Origin of the sequence: Halomarina halobia (assembly GCF_029338575.1) — an archaeon.
Taxonomy (GTDB): domain Archaea; phylum Halobacteriota; class Halobacteria; order Halobacteriales; family Haloarculaceae; genus Halomarina; species Halomarina halobia.
On the sequence record NZ_CP119993.1, the window covers coordinates 473,442 to 488,287 of the forward strand.

11 protein-coding genes are annotated in these 14,846 nt (G+C 66.8%); 5 read left to right on the plus strand and 6 right to left on the minus strand.

Going from position 1 to position 14,846, the window contains the following annotated elements; all coding sequences use genetic code 11:
• The first annotated feature begins 104 nt into the window (after positions 1-104).
• A complete protein-coding gene (locus P1K31_RS17645) occupies positions 105-527 on the plus strand; it encodes a hypothetical protein (protein ID WP_276306627.1) in 423 nt (140 codons plus the stop codon).
• 361 nt (positions 528-888) lie between these two features.
• Here P1K31_RS17645 and P1K31_RS17650 read toward each other — a convergent pair whose 3' ends face one another.
• Both P1K31_RS17650 and P1K31_RS17655 read right to left on the minus strand, forming a co-directional pair.
• Positions 889-1,599: a haloacid dehalogenase type II gene (locus P1K31_RS17650; RefSeq protein WP_276306628.1), complete on the minus strand. Its 711-nt coding sequence runs from the start codon at positions 1,597-1,599 to the stop codon at positions 889-891.
• Positions 1,600-1,834: 235 nt separating this feature from the next.
• The gene (locus tag P1K31_RS17655) at positions 1,835-2,620 is read right to left on the minus strand and encodes an IclR family transcriptional regulator (protein WP_276306629.1); all 786 of its coding nucleotides are present in this window, start codon (positions 2,618-2,620) and stop codon (positions 1,835-1,837) included.
• Positions 2,621-3,169: 549 nt separating this feature from the next.
• Between P1K31_RS17655 and P1K31_RS17660 the strand changes: the two genes are divergently transcribed.
• Positions 3,170-4,375, plus strand: a complete 1,206-nt coding sequence (locus tag P1K31_RS17660; protein WP_276306630.1) for an MFS transporter — start codon at positions 3,170-3,172, stop codon at positions 4,373-4,375.
• 39 nt (positions 4,376-4,414) lie between these two features.
• On the opposite strand, the gene ddh is transcribed toward P1K31_RS17660, so the two are convergent.
• Entirely contained in the window at positions 4,415-5,353 is a 939-nt protein-coding gene (gene ddh, locus P1K31_RS17665; protein WP_276306631.1) for a D-2-hydroxyacid dehydrogenase, read from the minus strand.
• 112 nt (positions 5,354-5,465) lie between these two features.
• On the opposite strand from ddh, the gene P1K31_RS17670 reads away from it, so the two are divergent.
• From P1K31_RS17670 to P1K31_RS17680, 3 genes are all read left to right on the plus strand, one after another.
• Positions 5,466-7,124 carry a thiamine pyrophosphate-requiring protein gene (locus tag P1K31_RS17670; RefSeq protein ID WP_379794820.1) on the plus strand — a complete coding sequence of 553 codons (1,659 nt, stop codon included), beginning with the start codon at positions 5,466-5,468 and terminating at the stop codon, positions 7,122-7,124.
• Positions 7,125-7,283: 159 nt separating this feature from the next.
• Entirely contained in the window at positions 7,284-8,546 is a 1,263-nt protein-coding gene (locus tag P1K31_RS17675; RefSeq protein ID WP_276306633.1) for a CaiB/BaiF CoA transferase family protein, read from the plus strand.
• A 211-nt stretch (positions 8,547-8,757) separates the two neighbouring features.
• Complete coding sequence (locus P1K31_RS17680; RefSeq protein ID WP_276306634.1) at positions 8,758-11,727, plus strand: FAD-binding and (Fe-S)-binding domain-containing protein; 2,970 nt, start codon at positions 8,758-8,760, stop codon at positions 11,725-11,727.
• Here P1K31_RS17680 and P1K31_RS17685 read toward each other — a convergent pair.
• The 3 genes from P1K31_RS17685 to P1K31_RS17695 form a co-directional block, all read right to left on the minus strand.
• Positions 11,724-12,746: a TatD family hydrolase gene (locus P1K31_RS17685; protein WP_276306635.1), complete on the minus strand. Its 1,023-nt coding sequence runs from the start codon at positions 12,744-12,746 to the stop codon at positions 11,724-11,726. The two genes, P1K31_RS17680 and P1K31_RS17685, sit on opposite strands and share 4 nt — an antisense overlap.
• 68 nt (positions 12,747-12,814) lie before the next feature.
• The gene (locus P1K31_RS17690) at positions 12,815-14,017 is read right to left on the minus strand and encodes a CaiB/BaiF CoA transferase family protein (protein ID WP_276306636.1); all 1,203 of its coding nucleotides are present in this window, start codon (positions 14,015-14,017) and stop codon (positions 12,815-12,817) included.
• Positions 14,010-14,798, minus strand: a complete 789-nt coding sequence (locus tag P1K31_RS17695; protein WP_276306637.1) for an enoyl-CoA hydratase/isomerase family protein — start codon at positions 14,796-14,798, stop codon at positions 14,010-14,012. The genes P1K31_RS17690 and P1K31_RS17695 overlap by 8 nt, the downstream gene beginning before the upstream one ends.
• Positions 14,799-14,846 lie beyond the last annotated feature (48 nt).

The following is a 14,846-nucleotide window of genomic DNA, read 5'->3' on the forward strand; positions in this document are numbered from 1 at the left end:
TCGGTCCGGCGGAGGACGACGCTCACGACTGAACGCCACCGTTCGGCGACCCGCGACTCGCGGGTTTATGTCCCCGGAGGACCGACCTCTACTAGTGGTCGACGATGGGAATCACCGCACGTCTCGGACGGCACGCGAGGGGAGTACGGCTGAACGTCACGCCGCTCGGCCCGCTCGAGTGGCTGGGGGCGTTTCTGGCGGTCGTGACGGGTCTCATTCACGTGTACCTGTTCCTGCGGACGGGGTTCCTCCCGTTCCTGCTCGCCGGAGCGGGGTTCTTCGGCGGCGTCGGGCTGCTGTTCACCGCGTTCCCCCGTCGGCTGTTGTACGCGATGGGGGTCCCGTACCTCGGGGTTCAGATCGTCCTGTGGGTGCTCACGGGGATGGGGAGCTTCGCCCTCGGAGTGTTCGACAAGACCGTTCAGACGCTCCTCGTCGGGCTGCTCGTGGCCCTTCTCCTGATCGAACTGGAGATCGATCTCATCGAGGAGGTGAGCACCGTCTGGGACGATCGGGACGAAGAGTAACCGTCGCTACGAACGGCTACCCTCCTCCCTCTCCGCCGCGACGGTGGCGTCACGGCGTCCGACGCTCCGGACGCGGCCGTGCGAGACCGCGTCAATCCGCGAGCGAGTCGAGTTTGCGAACGATCTTCGCGTAGCGGTCCGGCGCGCAGTACCGGCTCGCGTCGGTCCTCGCGCGGGCCGGCTCGTCAGTACGTCTCGTCCATCACGACCACGCCGTCTTGCGAGGCGGCACGTGTGAGGACGGCGACGTGGGCGACGTGTTTCGTCTGTCATCGTCGTCCGATAGGCCGGGGCGATGGCCGGACGGCGGTCGGCGGTCGGCGTGACGCCTGCGTCCCTCGATCCGCACGACGGGTGCGACTCAGAGTAGCGCGTCGGCCAAGCCGTCAGTGTCGTCGACGACGATGTCCGGCCGGTGAATCCACCCGCCGTAGGGGTTGTCGTGACGATTGAGGAACGCGCCGCGCATCCCGACTGCCTTCGCGCCGACCAGGTCGAACGTGTGCGCGGTCACGAACACGACCTCGTGCGGGGCGACGCCGAAGCGCTGACAGCACAGGTCATAGGAGGCGCGGTGTGGTTTGTACGCGCCCGCCTCCGCGACGGAGATGACGCCGTCGAGTTCCGCCCCGAAGTTCGGGCGGACGGCGTCGAGCATGTCCGGGTCGCCGTTCGAGAGACCGACTAGCGTGTACTCCTCCCCGAGTCGTTCGAGGGCGGCGTCGACGTCTGGGTACGGTTGCAGCTGTTTCCAGGCCCGGATGACCGCTCTGACCTCCGCGTCGGGTACGTCGAGTCCGAGCTGTTCGAGTCGGTAGGTGAGCGCCCGCCGGCTGATCTCCTTGAAGGGGGTGTGGGGGCCGGGGACGAGTGAGTCGATCATCGAATCGCGAAAGTGCATCGCCAGATACCGCCGGAGCAGTATTTCGGGGTCGTAGTCGCTGCCGTTGGCGTCGAGCAGGTCCCCGAGCGCGGGAACGAGAGTCGCCTCTCGGTCGAGGAGCGTATCCCACAGGTCGAACGCGAGGACTCTACACTCCTCCCGTATCGTCTCTTCGTCGATCGGTGTCATGATACACGCGTCACTCGGCGACGCGACGCATAAGAGTTGTTAAACGTCGTTCGCCGGCGCTTCGACGACGACGACACACGGTACCATCGTTCCCTTGGGCGCTTATCCGCCGGCGTATTTCGGGAGAGGCGGAGTCGGAAGGAAGGAAAGTGCCCCGATCGACAGTGGGTGCGTCGCACCGGTCTACTTGCCCACCGACGCGCCGAGAGTGCCCCGGACGCTGGCCGCGCGGGCGTTACAGAAGTACGTTCGTAATGTCGTCGCGTCCGTACGTGAGATTGATTTCGATTACGTTGGCCGTGCTCTTGATGAGCCTTGGTAGTTCCTCGGTGAACCACTCGCCGCGCATGCGACTCTTCGGACCCGAGACGCTCACACCACCGACGATAGTGTCGTCCGTGATGATCGGAGCGGCGACGCAGTGAAGCCCTTTGAGCCGCTCCTCGCGGTCGAACGCGTGTTCCTGCTCTCTGATCACTTCGAGCTCCGCGAACAGTTCCTCGCGGTCGGTGATGGTATGTTGCGTCGCCTTCGGAAGGCCGTGTTGGTCGATGATAGCGTCGACGCGCTCCTCGGGCATGTAAGCCATGACCGCCTTGCCGAACGCCATCGTGTGCAGGTAGACGCGCTTGCCCGCGTGAGTGTCCATGTGGACGGCGTCCGAACCCTTCTCCCTGTAGATGAACACGCCACGCCCGTGTTCCTCGACGAGGAGGTTCACCATCTCGTCAGTCTGTTCGGCGAGCGTATCTATCTCCGGGGGGCCGACCCGTGATAGGAGTCGTCGGTTGCGGGCGTACTCTCCGAGATGGAGGAATCGCAGCCCGATATCGTAGGTGTCATCGCGTTTCACGACGTACTCGTTTCGTTCGAGAGTCTTCAGGTGGTTGTACACGGTACTCTTCGGCAGTTCGAGGTGGTACGCCAACTCCGTCAATCCGGCGCCCTCGCGTTCCATGAGCGCTTCGATGATTCGAAAGCTCGTTTCGGTTGCTTGCACCGTTGGGGCGTTTGATTGCATAGGCCGCCTTTGCGAGTAGGACTCTTAATTCCTCTGGCGAACCAACTGTTCATCTGTAATGAACAGAACGTACATCAGGGCGAGTATGTATGCGTAGATATGGTATTTGTAGTCATAGGATCTGTCCCACACGCCGGAAACACGGACTAACGGACCGATCGTTCAGTTTTCACCGCGTCGATCCGCTACTCTGATGACTTCTTGTTCAACTCTGCTGACCGAACGCGGCCTCCAGACTGACCGCACTCCCCGTGAAAAATACGAACTTCATCCAACTTATCCATAGTTTATTGAAATACAACGTCTCGAGTGGCCTAGATCGACGTGTAGTGTCCGATACTGTCCCGTTCAGGCTGCGTGAATCGATAACTGTCCTCGGCTCCCACGGTCTCCTGTCGCGTTCGAGACGGGGATGCGCCCTCGAGCGGGGTCACGTTGGCCGTCGAGTACGGTTGAAACTGCTCGGACAGATTCCCTTAAGAGGCTCCGGTCTGACTCTCCAGTACCGTCGATCATGACACTCACACGCTACGCCGGAGGTCAGTAACAGTGGCCGACGACGACAACGCGATCGCCGGGTTCACGATGCTCGCTCACGGCATGTTCCACACCTACGAGCTGTCGATTCCGATCTTCATCGTCATCTGGCTCGACGTCTTCGATGTCTCCGCGGCCGTTCTCGGGACCGTCATCGGGCTGGGGTACGGTCTCATCGGCATCGGGGCCGTTCCCAGCGGCATCCTCGCGGACCGTTACGGCTCGCGAACACTCATCATCGCCTCCGTCGTCGGTATGAGCGGTGGGTTCTTCCTGTTGAGCCTGGCGCCGAACGTCTACGTCCTGGCGATCGCCATCATGATCTGGGGGGCGGCGGCGAGCGTCTACCACCCGGCCGGCCTCTCGCTCATCAGCCGGTGTGCGAACGAGCGCGGGACGGTATTCGCGTACCACGGCGTCGGCGGGAACGTTGGGACGGCGCTCGGGCCGCTCACCGCGGCGCTCCTGCTGGTGTTTCTCGACTGGCAGTGGGTGGTGCGTCTCCTCGCGCTTCCGGCCGTACCGGTCGTCCTCTTCGGATCGAGGATCGGCTTCGACGACGCGGTTCAGCCGTCCTCGACCGACGGCGGTCGCGAATCGTTCGACCTCCAGGGCGTCTTCGCGCAGTCGCGCCTGCTGTTCACGACCGGTTTCACGCTCGCGTTCGTCGTCGTCATGCTGTACGGGACCTACTACCGCGGACTGTTGACCTTCCTACCGGACATGATCGCCGGCCTTCCACGGTTCGAACCCGTCTCGGTGTTCGGCCAAACCGCCGACCCCGCGCAGTACATCTACACCGGGCTGCTAATGGTCGGTATCCTCGGGCAGTATACGGGCGGCCGGATCACCGACCACGTGCGGACGGAGTACGCCCTGCTCGCGTCGCTCGCGGTGCTCGCCGGCCTGGCGTTCGTGTTCCTGCCCTCGTCGGCCGTCGGCGTCGCGCCGTTCCTGCTCGTCTGCGCCCTGCTCGGGTTCACCCTCTACGCGACGGCACCCATCTACCAGGTCGTCATCGCGGAACGGGCCGACGAGAACGTCCACGGCCTCTCTTACGGCTTCACCTACCTGGGGATGTTCGGGTTCGGGGCCGCGGGCGCGGCGCTCGCCGGAACGCTCCTCACCTATTTCGACGCGCCCGCGCTCCTCGGGGTGCTCGGCGTCATCGCGCTCGTCGCGGCGATCCTCGTCGTGGTGTTGCTCCGGAGGCCGTGACGCAGCCAGCGGCTCCGACGTGCTCGGGCGGACTCGACCTCAGGCGACGCGGTTCCTGAGGTCGTCACCGTCCCGGTACCGGACGACGTTCTCCTTTACCAGCTCTGCGATGTCGAGGTGGTACCGGTTCGTCGCCGATCCCTTGTGCGGCGTGACGATGACCTCCTCGAAGTCCCACAGCGGCGACGTCTCGGGAAGGGGTTCGGTCTCGAAGACGTCGACCCCCGCGCCGGCGACGGCCCCCGACTTCAGTGCCGAGACGAGCGCGCTCTCGTCGACGATGGGGCCGCGGGCGACGTTGATGAGGTAGGCGTCCTCGCGCATCGCGGCGAACTCGTCCTCGGCGAACATCCCGTCGGTCACCGGCGTGTGCGGGAGCGCGATGGCGACGAACCGCGCGTCGGCGATGGCGTCGTGCAACTCGTCGGGGGCGAAGAGGTCCGAGACGCCGGGGACGGGATCGTCCGAGCGGCGCACCCCGACGACGTCCATGCCGAGCGCGTCGGCCCGCCGGGCGATGCCCTCGCCGATGGTTCCGAGCCCGACGACACAGAGCGTCTCCCCCTCGACGGTGAACGGACGTTCGTACTCGGGCGTGTACCACTCCCGACGCCCCTGGTGGTCCCGGTAGACGTGGAGGAGTCGCGCGAACGAGAGCATGAACCCGACGGCCACCTCGCCGACGGTCGCCCCGTGGATGCCGCTGCTGTTCGTCAGCGGGACGCCGGCGGCCGCGTACGCCTCAGTGTCGAACTCGTCGTACCCGGCGCGAGCGCAGTGGACCCAGCCCGCGTTCAGGTACTCCGGCCGCGGCACGTAGGAGACCACGCCGTCGGTCTCCTCGTACTCCCGATCGTCTCCGACGAGTTCGACCGGTATCGAGAGACCGTCGAACGCCTCGACGAAGGCCCATTTGGGAATTACGCTGTCGACCGACTCGTGTACGTACAACTGTTCGAGGGGGGGCCGTTCGGCCATGCTCGGCGGGTGCGGAGTGTACCGTATTGAACCTTTCGAGGCCCCCGACCGTCAGCTCGCTGGCGACGGCGGCTGAAGCGGCAAGAGGTCGGGTAAGTAGAAGAATTTATGTATCCCCTGGGGAAGGACTGTAGACGATCACCGGAGCGAAGTGAATCTTATGGATGTCAACACCGCGATCGCGAACGTACTGAAGGAGGAAGGAGTCGAGTATCTGCTCGGCTTTCCGAGCAATCCCCTGTTCGACACGGGGATCGCAGAGGCGGTCGGAATCCGAACGATCATCACCAGACAGGAGCGGACCGCCGCCCACATGGCCGACGCCATCGGCCGGCTCACCTCGGGGGAGCAGATCGCCGGGTTCGCCTGCCAGCACGGACCGGGAACCGAGAACTCCATCGGGGGCATCGCCCAGGCGTACGGAGAGTCGGCACCGATGGTCGCCATCCCCGCGGGGTACGATCGGGCGAAGACGGACGTCGATCCCAAATTTAACTCGCTACTCAATTACCAGCACGTAAGTAAGTCCTGCGAGCAGCTCACCGATCCGGACGCCGTCGGAGAGACGATGCGACGTGCGTTCAGTGCGGCGCGCAACGGCCGCCCACGGCCGGCGGTCGTCGAGGTTCCAAAGGACGTGTTCTGGGAGGAGGTCCCCGACGGTCTCGACTACTCGGCGACCTCGTCGAACCGCTCCGGTCCCGACCCCGACAGCGTCCGGGAGGTCGCCGAGGTGCTGCTCGAGGCGGATCGCCCGGTCATCTTCGCCGGCCAGGGCGTCCACTACGCCAAGGGGTGGGACGCTCTCGAGGAGTTGGCCGAATCCCTCGAGGCACCGGTCGCGACCAGCCTCAACGGCAAGAGCGCGTTCCCGGAGACCCACCCGCTCTCGCTCGGCGCAGGGAGCAAGAGCGAGCCCGGTCAGCTCGCGCACTTCCTGCGCGAGGCGGACGTCATCTTCGGCGTCGGCTGCAGCTTCACCGACACCGCCTACGGCATCACCGTCCCGGAGGGCAAGACCATCGTCCACTCGACGCTCGACCCGACGGACATCGACAAGGACGTCGAGGCCGCGTACGCCCTCGTCGGCGACGCGAAGCTCACCCTGGAGGCGCTGGTCGATGCGGTCGACGAGCGCATCGACGGCGACCGCGGCCGCTTCGACGACGTCGCTGCCGAGATCGAGTCGGTCAAGTCGGAGTGGCTCGCGGAGTGGGACGCGAAGCTCACCTCCGAGGAGACCCCCATCAACCCCTACCGGGTCATCCACGAGCTGACGAACGTCGTCGACGCCGCCGAGACTATCATCACGGCCGACGCCGGCAACCCGCGGGACTTCCTCGCGCCGTTCTGGGAGTGTACGGAGCCGCTCTCGTACATCGGGTGGGGGAAGACCACGCAGCTCGGCTACGGTCTCGGCCTCGCGCTCGGTGCGAAGCTACTCCACCCGGAGAAGCTCTGCATCAACATCATGGGTGACGGTGCCATCGGCATGACCGGCCTCGACTTCGAGACGGCCGTCAGGGAGGATCTCCCGATCCTGACTATCCATCTGAACAACTACGAGATGGCGTCCTACGACACGCCGTTCAGCGGTGACTTCGGCGACGTCGGCGAGGCGCTCGGCGGCTACGGCGAACGGGTCGAGGACCCCGAGGAGGTCGCCCCGGCCATCGAACGTGCGATCCGGAAGACCGAGGAGGGAACGCCGGTACTCCTCGAGTTCGTCACGGCCAAGGAGACGGAACTGTCGCGACCCGACCTCGAGTAGAACCGTCTCACCTGACCGCTCCGGCTCGATTATCGCGCCGTCTACCGCACGGAGCGGTGCGCCGACGGGGCGCAGTGCGCCGGTTCCTGTTCGGGGGCGCGCGTCGGCACATCGTCGCCGACGGGAACGTTTAAGCACGGAACACGGCATTGTCGTCCCATGGGTACCGAGAACGCGTCTCGAGATAGCATACTGGACGGCATCACCGTCATCGACCTCACGACGTTCGTGACGGGAGGGTTCGCCACGCTGATGCTCGCCAACCAGGGGGCGGAGGTGATCAAGATCGAGCGCCCCGGAGCGGGCGACGACAGCCGTCACTCCGGGCCGCCGTTCGTCTCGACGGACGGGTACGACGGCCCGGGACGGTCGGCGTCCGAACACGGGGAGTCGCCGTACTTCTGGACGGTCAACTACGACAAGCGGAGCGTCGAGTTGAACCTCAAGTCCGAGTCCGGACTGGCCGCGCTGTACGACCTCATCGAGGGGGCCGACGTGGTCGTCGAGAACTTCCGCCCCGGCACCGCCGAGCGCCTCGGCGTCGGATACGACGACGTCCGCGACGTCAACGAGGACGTCGTCTACTGCTCGATATCGGCGTTCGGCGACTCCGGGCCGTGGCGCGAGCGTCCGGGATACGACCTGCTCATCCAGGGGATGAGCGGCATCATGAGCGTGACCGGCCCGGAGGACGGCGACCCCGCGAAGGTCGGCCTCCCCCAGACGGACCTCATCACGGCCATGTGGGCGGCGTTCGGTATCCTCGGCGCGCTGTTCCGTCGCGAGCGGACGGGCGAGGGAGAGCGGGTCGAACTCGGGATGCTGGACGCGGCGCTCCCGTGGCTGACCAAGCAGGCGGCCAAGGCGTTCGTCGGCGAGTCCCCCGGCCGCATGGGGACGAAAGACCCGGTCCTGGCCCCCTACCAGAGCTATCCCACGGCCGACGGCTACCTGAACGTCGCCTGTGGTAACCAGAAACTCTGGGTCGAGTTCTGCGAGGGCATCGGCCGACCCGACCTCGTCGAGGACGAGCGGTTCGTCACGAACCCCGACCGGGTCGAGCACATGGCCGAACTCGAGGCCGAACTCTCCGCGACGCTCCGCGAGCGGACGACCGACGAGTGGGTGGACCGACTCGCCGACGAGCGGGGCCTCCCCGTCGGCCCCGTCTTCGAGGTGGGGGAGGCGCTCGACAACGAGCAAGTCGACGCTCGCGGCGTCGTCCGGACGCTCGATCACCCCGCCGCCGGCGAGATGCCGGTCATCGAACACCCGCTGAACTTCGACAGCGCGGCTAGCGGCTTCGACGAGGCGCCGCCGCTCCTGGGAGAGGACACCGAGTCGGTGCTCCGCGCCGCCGGCTACGACGACGACGCCATCGCGTCGCTCCGCGAGGCAGGGGCGATCCCCGACCGCGACTGACGACCCACCGGCGATGGCGCAACAGTTATGTGCGGAGAATGGGTGGTTGTATCACACGCGGTGCCCGTATCGGTCGCTCGGTCGCCGTCACCCGCGCCGCTTCGACCGCACTGGTCGGACCGGCGGTCGGTCCCGACAACCGGCGGGTGACCGACGTACGACCACCGGTTCGACGGGTGTGACGACGCTGCAACACTACAGTCGAGGATAAATGGGAACACGCAAGCAGACAGCGGACGGCGATCCGGCGACCGACAGCCGGGCAAAGTACGACTACCGAAACGGACCGACCGACCGACCGGCTCTCGTCGCGGATCTCGAGACCCGTGTCTCGGGGGACGTCCGCTTCGACGAGTACTCGAAGCAGTTGTACGCGACCGACGCGAGCGCGTACGAGGTGACTCCCATCGGCGTCGTCTACCCGACGTCGACCGCTGACGTCGCGGCGGTGATGACCTACTGCGCCGAGCGCGAGATCCCCGTCCTCCCGCGCGGAGGCGGTACGAGTCTGGCGGGGCAGGCGGTCAACGAGGCGGTCGTACTCGACTTCACCCGCTACATGGATCGGCTGGTCGACGTCGACCCGGACGCGCGGCTGGCGCGGGCCCAGTCGGGCATCACCCTCGGGGAACTCGATCGAACGCTCGCGCCCCACGGACTGAAGTTCGCGCCGGACCCGTCGACCGCCGACCGGAGCGCGCTCGGTGGCGCCATCGGCAACAACACGACCGGGGCGCACTCGCTGCTGTACGGAAAGACCGACGCGTACGTCGAGGAGATCGAGGCGGTCCTCGCCGACGGGAGCGTCGTCACCGTCGGCGAGACGCCCCTCGACGACCTCCGGGAGCGCGCCGACCCCGACGGCGACCTCGAAGCGCGCATCTACCACGAGGTCGTGCGCATCATCGACGAGGAGGCCGACGCCGTCGACGAGCGCTACCCGAGCCTGAAGCGCAACGTCTCGGGGTACAACCTCGACGTGCTGATCGACGAGGCACGCGAGGGAGCGGTGAACCTCGCGCGCCTGCTGGTCGGCAGCGAGGGAACCCTCGCCATCGTCACCGAGGCGACCGTCTCGCTCGAGACGGTTCCGGAGACGAAGGCGCTCGGATTGCTCACCTACCACAGCCTCCTCGACGCGATGGACGACGTCGACGCCATCCTCGAACACGATCCCGCCGCGGTCGAGGTGCTCGACGGCGTCCTGGTCGAACTCGCCCGGGGGCTGGAGGACTTCAAGGACGTCATCGGCATCCTCCCCGACGAGACGGACACGTTCCTGCTGGTCGAGTTCTACGCCGACAGCGACGCCGAGCGCCGCGAGAGCGTCGAAGCGCTGCTCGAAGACCGGGTCGGCGAACTGGCGTTCGACGGGCTCGAGGCGTACGATCCCGACGAGCAGGAGTCGTTCTGGAAGATGCGCAAGGCGTCGACGCCAATCCTGCTCTCGCGGACCGGCGACGAGAAGCACATCGCCTTCATCGAGGACGTCGCTATCCCGCCGGAGCACCTCTCCGAGTACACGGCGGACTTCCTGCAGATATTCGAGGATCACGACACGTTCGGCAGTTTCTACGCCCACGCCGGACCGGGCTGTATGCACGTCCGTCCCCTCGTGAACACGAAGACCGCCGAGGGCGTCGAGACGATGGTATCCATCTCCGACGCGGCGACCGACCTCGCGGTGAAGTACGGCGGATCGGTCTCCGGCGAGCACGGCGACGGCCGCGCGCGCACCCAGTGGAACCGAAAGCTGTACGGCGATCACCTCTGGAACGTCTTTCGTGGCCTGAAGACGGCGTTCGACCCCGACTGGCTGCTCAACCCCGGCTCGGTCTGCGGCGACTTCGACATGAGCGAGAACCTCCGGTTCGGCCCGGAGTACGAGTTCGACGCCGGCTTCGAGCCGACGCTCTCCTGGGAGAACGACAACGGCTTCCAGGGGATGGTCGAGCTCTGTCACGGCTGCGGCGGCTGTCGCACCAGTCAGGAGGGCACCGGCGGCGTGATGTGTCCGACGTACCGCGCCTCGCGCGAGGAGATCACCTCGACGCGCGGGCGGGCGAACATGCTCCGGCAGGCGATGAGCGGCGACCTTCCCGACGAGGAACACCTCGACGTCGAGTTCATGCGAGAGGTGCTCGACCTCTGCGTCGGCTGTAAGGGCTGTGCGAGGGACTGCCCGAGCGAGGTGGACATGGCGAAGATGAAGGTCGAAGTAGAGAACGAGTACCAGCGGCGAAACGGCGTCAGCCTCCGCACCAAGGTCTTCGCCAACATCGACCGCCTCTCCGCGCTCGGCAGCGCCTTCGCCCCCGTCTCGAACTGGGCCGGGAAACTCCCCGGATCGCGACTCTTCATCGAGAAGACGCTCGGCATCGCCCGTGAACGCTCGCTTCCGGAGTTCCACCGCGAGACGTTCGAGGACTGGTTCGAGGCCCGCGGAGGGTCACGGATCTCTCCGGAGGCGGCCGACCGGTCCGTCCTGCTCTTTCCGGACACGTACACCAACCACAACAGTCCAGGGGCGGGGAAGGCGGCCGTCCGCGTGCTGGAAGCCGCCAACGTCCACGTCCGGATCCCGGACGGGGTGACCGGCAGCGGCCGCCCCGCGCACTCGAAGGGGCTGGTCGGGAAGGCCCGCGAGCAGGCTCGCCGGAACGTCGACGCCCTCGCGCCGATGGTCCGCGGCGGCTGGGAGGTCGTGGTCGTCGAACCCTCCGACGCCGTCATGTTCCAGTCTGACTACCTCGACCTGCTCTCCGGCGCCGCCGTCGAGAGCGTCGCGGCCCACGCTTACGGCGTCATGGAGTACGTCGACGCCCACCGCCTGGACGAGGCGATGGCCTTCGACGCGCCCGCCGAGCACCTGACCTACCACGGCCACTGCCACCAGAAGGCGACGAAGAAGGACCACCACGCGGTGGGCGTGCTCCGCCGGGCGGGCTACGAGGTCGATCCCCTCGACTCCACCTGCTGTGGCATGGCCGGTACGTTCGGCTACGAGGCCGAACACTACTCGATGAGCCAGGCGATCGGGAACGTGCTGTTCCAGCAGATCGAGGCGAGCGACGCCGACGGCGTCACCGCGCCCGGGGCGTCCTGTCGGACCCAGATCGGCGACCACGAGGGCGAGAAGCCGCCACACCCCGTCGAGAAACTCGCCGCTGCGCTGGCCTAGAGCCCCAGTATCGCCTTCGGGTTCTCGTAGACGACGTTCCTGACGTCGTCCGGATCGACGCCCAGTCGGAGGAGGTCGAGCGTCATCCGTCGCATCGTCAGTGCCGCGTCGTCGGCGTACAGTCCGGCGAGCAGGTCGGAGTCGACGACGACGCGCTCGGAACCGTACTCGTCGATGACCGCGGCGACGTCCTCCGGACCGACGGCCTCCGTCTTGCGGACCAGCGAGAAGCTCAGATGACACCCGGTCTCTCCGAGGACGTACTCGGCGATGTCGGGGTGACCGTGGTCGACGACGACCCGGTCGTGTGCGAGACCGACCTCGTCGGCGACGGCCACGTCCATCTCCACCGCGTCCCGCTTGGCGGTGGCGAGATCGAACCCCGGGGCGGGGTCGGCGTCCGGGGCGCCCCCGTAGTCGAACTTGTGGTCGAACGTCCGCCCGAACTGCGCGGGGACCGACCCCGGCCCCTCGCGGTTCCCCGGCGTGTGGAGGATGACGGGCAGGCCGTGCTCGTCCGCGAGGCGCATCTGCTCGCCCAGCACGCGACGCTGGTCGTCGACCGGCCAGGCGGCGACCGACTGCACCGGATCGATGCCGGTCTCGCCGATGGCGACGACCTCCTCCAGTTCGCAGTACTCGGGGAGGACGTCGAGCAACTCGTCGGCCCCCTCGATCCGCGCGCCGAAGTGGATGCCCGTCGCGAGGTGGACGTCGAAGAAGTGGTTGCGGGAGATCTCCCCCGCCCGGTGCAGCGCCTCGTCCCAGAGGAACCGCCAGTCGTCCGTGTGGATCGGTCGGTAGGGGACCTGGAAGTACGACGCGGCGATCATGACGACCGCCCGGGCGCCGCTCGCGTCCATCTTCTCGTGGTGCTCCCAGCTCAACGTCCCGGTGTGCTGATGGATGTCGATCCAGGGGATGTCCTTCGCCTCGGGCGGGTAGGGTCGCTCGTACTCGGCCGCCTCGTCGCTGATGGCGGCCGTCGGCCGCTTGGTCGGGTAGTCACCGTCTCCCATGCGACCGTCGAGACGGCGACGGGAGTAATAACCGTTGGCGCGGCCGGCGGTCGCCCCGGTGGGGCCGGTCAGGTCGATCGGTCGCCGAACGCGCCGTCGGCCGTCCACTCGTCGAGGCGCGTCTGGTCGTCCGCGACCTCGGCGAACACCTCGTCGGTGTGTTCGCCCAGTCGCGGCGCGGGCGACCGGACTGTCGCGTCGTAGTCCGGGAAGTTGACCGGGTGGCCGGGGAGGAGACACGCACCCCAGTCGGGGTCGTCGTGTTCGACGACGAGGTCCCGGGCCCGGCTCTGTTCGTGTTCGGCGACGTCCCGGACGTCGTTGATGGGGCCGTTGGGGAACCCGTATTCGGTGAGCCGGTCGAGCCAGTGGTCGGTCGGCTCCCGCTCGAACTCCTCCTGGATGAGGCCGACGACGGCCTCCTCGTTCGCCCGGCGGTCGTCGTTCGTCGGGTACTCGCGGAGTTCCTCCCGGCCGAGCATGTCGACGAAGTCGTCCCAGCGGTCGTCGCTCGGGACGCCCGTGACGACGTATCCGTCGGCGGTCTCGAACACCTGGTAGGGGACCAGCGTCTGGTGGGTCGTCCCCTGCGGACCGGGGATCTCGCCGGTCATGGAGTAGTTCGTCAGGTACTCGTTCATGAGGACGACGATGGAGTCGAACAGGCCGACGTCGAACTTGCCCGTGAAGGCGTCGGCGTCGACCCGGTCGCGTTCGTAGAGCCGTGCGAGGACGGCGATGGCCGCGAACATCCCCGTCGTGAGGTCGCCGATGGCCTGTCCGACCTTCACGGGATCGCCGCCCTCCGGGCCGGTCACGCTCATGATGCCGCCCTCCGCCTGGAGGATGAGATCGAGTCCCGGTTTCTCGCGGAACGGACCGGTCTCGCCGTAGCCCTTGATGCTGGCGTAGACGATTTCGGGGTTCAGGGACGTGACGTCGTCGTAACCGATGCCGAGTTTGTCCGTGACGCCGTAGCCGAAGTTCTCGACGAAGACGTCGGCGTCCGCGAGCAGCGACCGGGCGGCCTCGGTGCCGGCGTCGGTCTTGAGGTCGAGAGTGACCGACCGCTTGTTCCGGTTGTTCGCCATGAAGTAACCGGACTTGCCGTCGGGGCCGACGCCCTGCGTCCGGGCGGGGTCGCCGACCCCCGGACGCTCGATCTTGACGACGTCGGCCCCCATGTCGGCGAGCAGCGCGCCGCAGAACGGGCCGGCGCGGTGGCCGGTCATCTCGACGACCCGTAGGCCGGCGAGCGGTCCCTCACTCATCGCCCTCGTTGAACGCGTCGACCAGTCGCTCGCGCTCCTCGGTCGCGAACTGATCCCACCAGAGGTCGGCCTCGAACTCCCGCGCGGTCGCCTCGTCCGGCGCCTGCGCGGCGAAGTTGAGCGCACGCTTCGAGTTCTTCACCGCGAGTCGACCAGTGTCTTGGATGCCGTCGATGATGCTCTGCACCGTCGAATCGAGTTCCTCTCGCGGGACGGCGTGGTTGACGAGACCGATTCGTTCCGCCTCGTCGGCACCGATGAACCCGGCGGTGAAGACCAGTTCCTTCGCCTTCGCCTCGCCGACGAGCTCGATGGCCCGGCGGTTCGACCCGCCGGTCGGTATCTGGCCGATGTTCGCGGTCGGGACGCCGAACTTCGCGTCCTCGACGGCGACGCGGATATCGCAGTACATCGCGAGGATGAGGCCGCCGCCGACGCAGTAGCCGTTGATCTTCGCGATGACCGGTGCGTGACACTCCCGCGTCTTGCGGTACATGTCGTAGAAGAGGTCCTGCCGGTCGCGCTGTCGCGGGTCGTGCTCCTCGGGGCTCCCCGCGTACTCCGTGATGTCCGCGCCCGCCGAGAAGGCCTCCTCGCCCTCGCCGGTGATGACGACGACGTCGATGTTCCGGTCGAGTTGGATCTCGTCGAACGCCCGGGTGACGTCGTGCATGACGTCGTCGTTCAGGGCGTTGTACACCTCTGGCCGGTGGAACTCCAGGGTCGCGACACCGTCTTCGACGTCGACGGTGATACTCTCGTAGGCCGAGTAGCGTGCCATGTATCTGCAGGCCGTGGGGGGGAGAAAAAGGTTGTGTCAGCGACCGTC

Bases quoted from the DNA above. Each gene is read 5' to 3' on its own strand.
- P1K31_RS17655 (WP_276306629.1), bottom strand. From the start codon at position 2,620: ATGCAATCAAACGCCCCAACGGTGCAAGCAACCGAAACGAGCTTTCGA.
- P1K31_RS17695 (WP_276306637.1), bottom strand. From the start codon at position 14,798: ATGGCACGCTACTCGGCCTACGAGAGTATCACCGTCGACGTCGAAGAC.
- P1K31_RS17650 (WP_276306628.1), bottom strand. From the start codon at position 1,599: ATGACACCGATCGACGAAGAGACGATACGGGAGGAGTGTAGAGTCCTC.
- P1K31_RS17685 (WP_276306635.1), bottom strand. From the start codon at position 12,746: ATGGGAGACGGTGACTACCCGACCAAGCGGCCGACGGCCGCCATCAGC.
- P1K31_RS17645 (WP_276306627.1), top strand. From the start codon at position 105: ATGGGAATCACCGCACGTCTCGGACGGCACGCGAGGGGAGTACGGCTG.
- ddh (WP_276306631.1), bottom strand. From the start codon at position 5,353: ATGGCCGAACGGCCCCCCCTCGAACAGTTGTACGTACACGAGTCGGTC.
- P1K31_RS17680 (WP_276306634.1), top strand. From the start codon at position 8,758: ATGGGAACACGCAAGCAGACAGCGGACGGCGATCCGGCGACCGACAGC.
- P1K31_RS17675 (WP_276306633.1), top strand. From the start codon at position 7,284: ATGGGTACCGAGAACGCGTCTCGAGATAGCATACTGGACGGCATCACC.
- P1K31_RS17690 (WP_276306636.1), bottom strand. From the start codon at position 14,017: ATGAGTGAGGGACCGCTCGCCGGCCTACGGGTCGTCGAGATGACCGGC.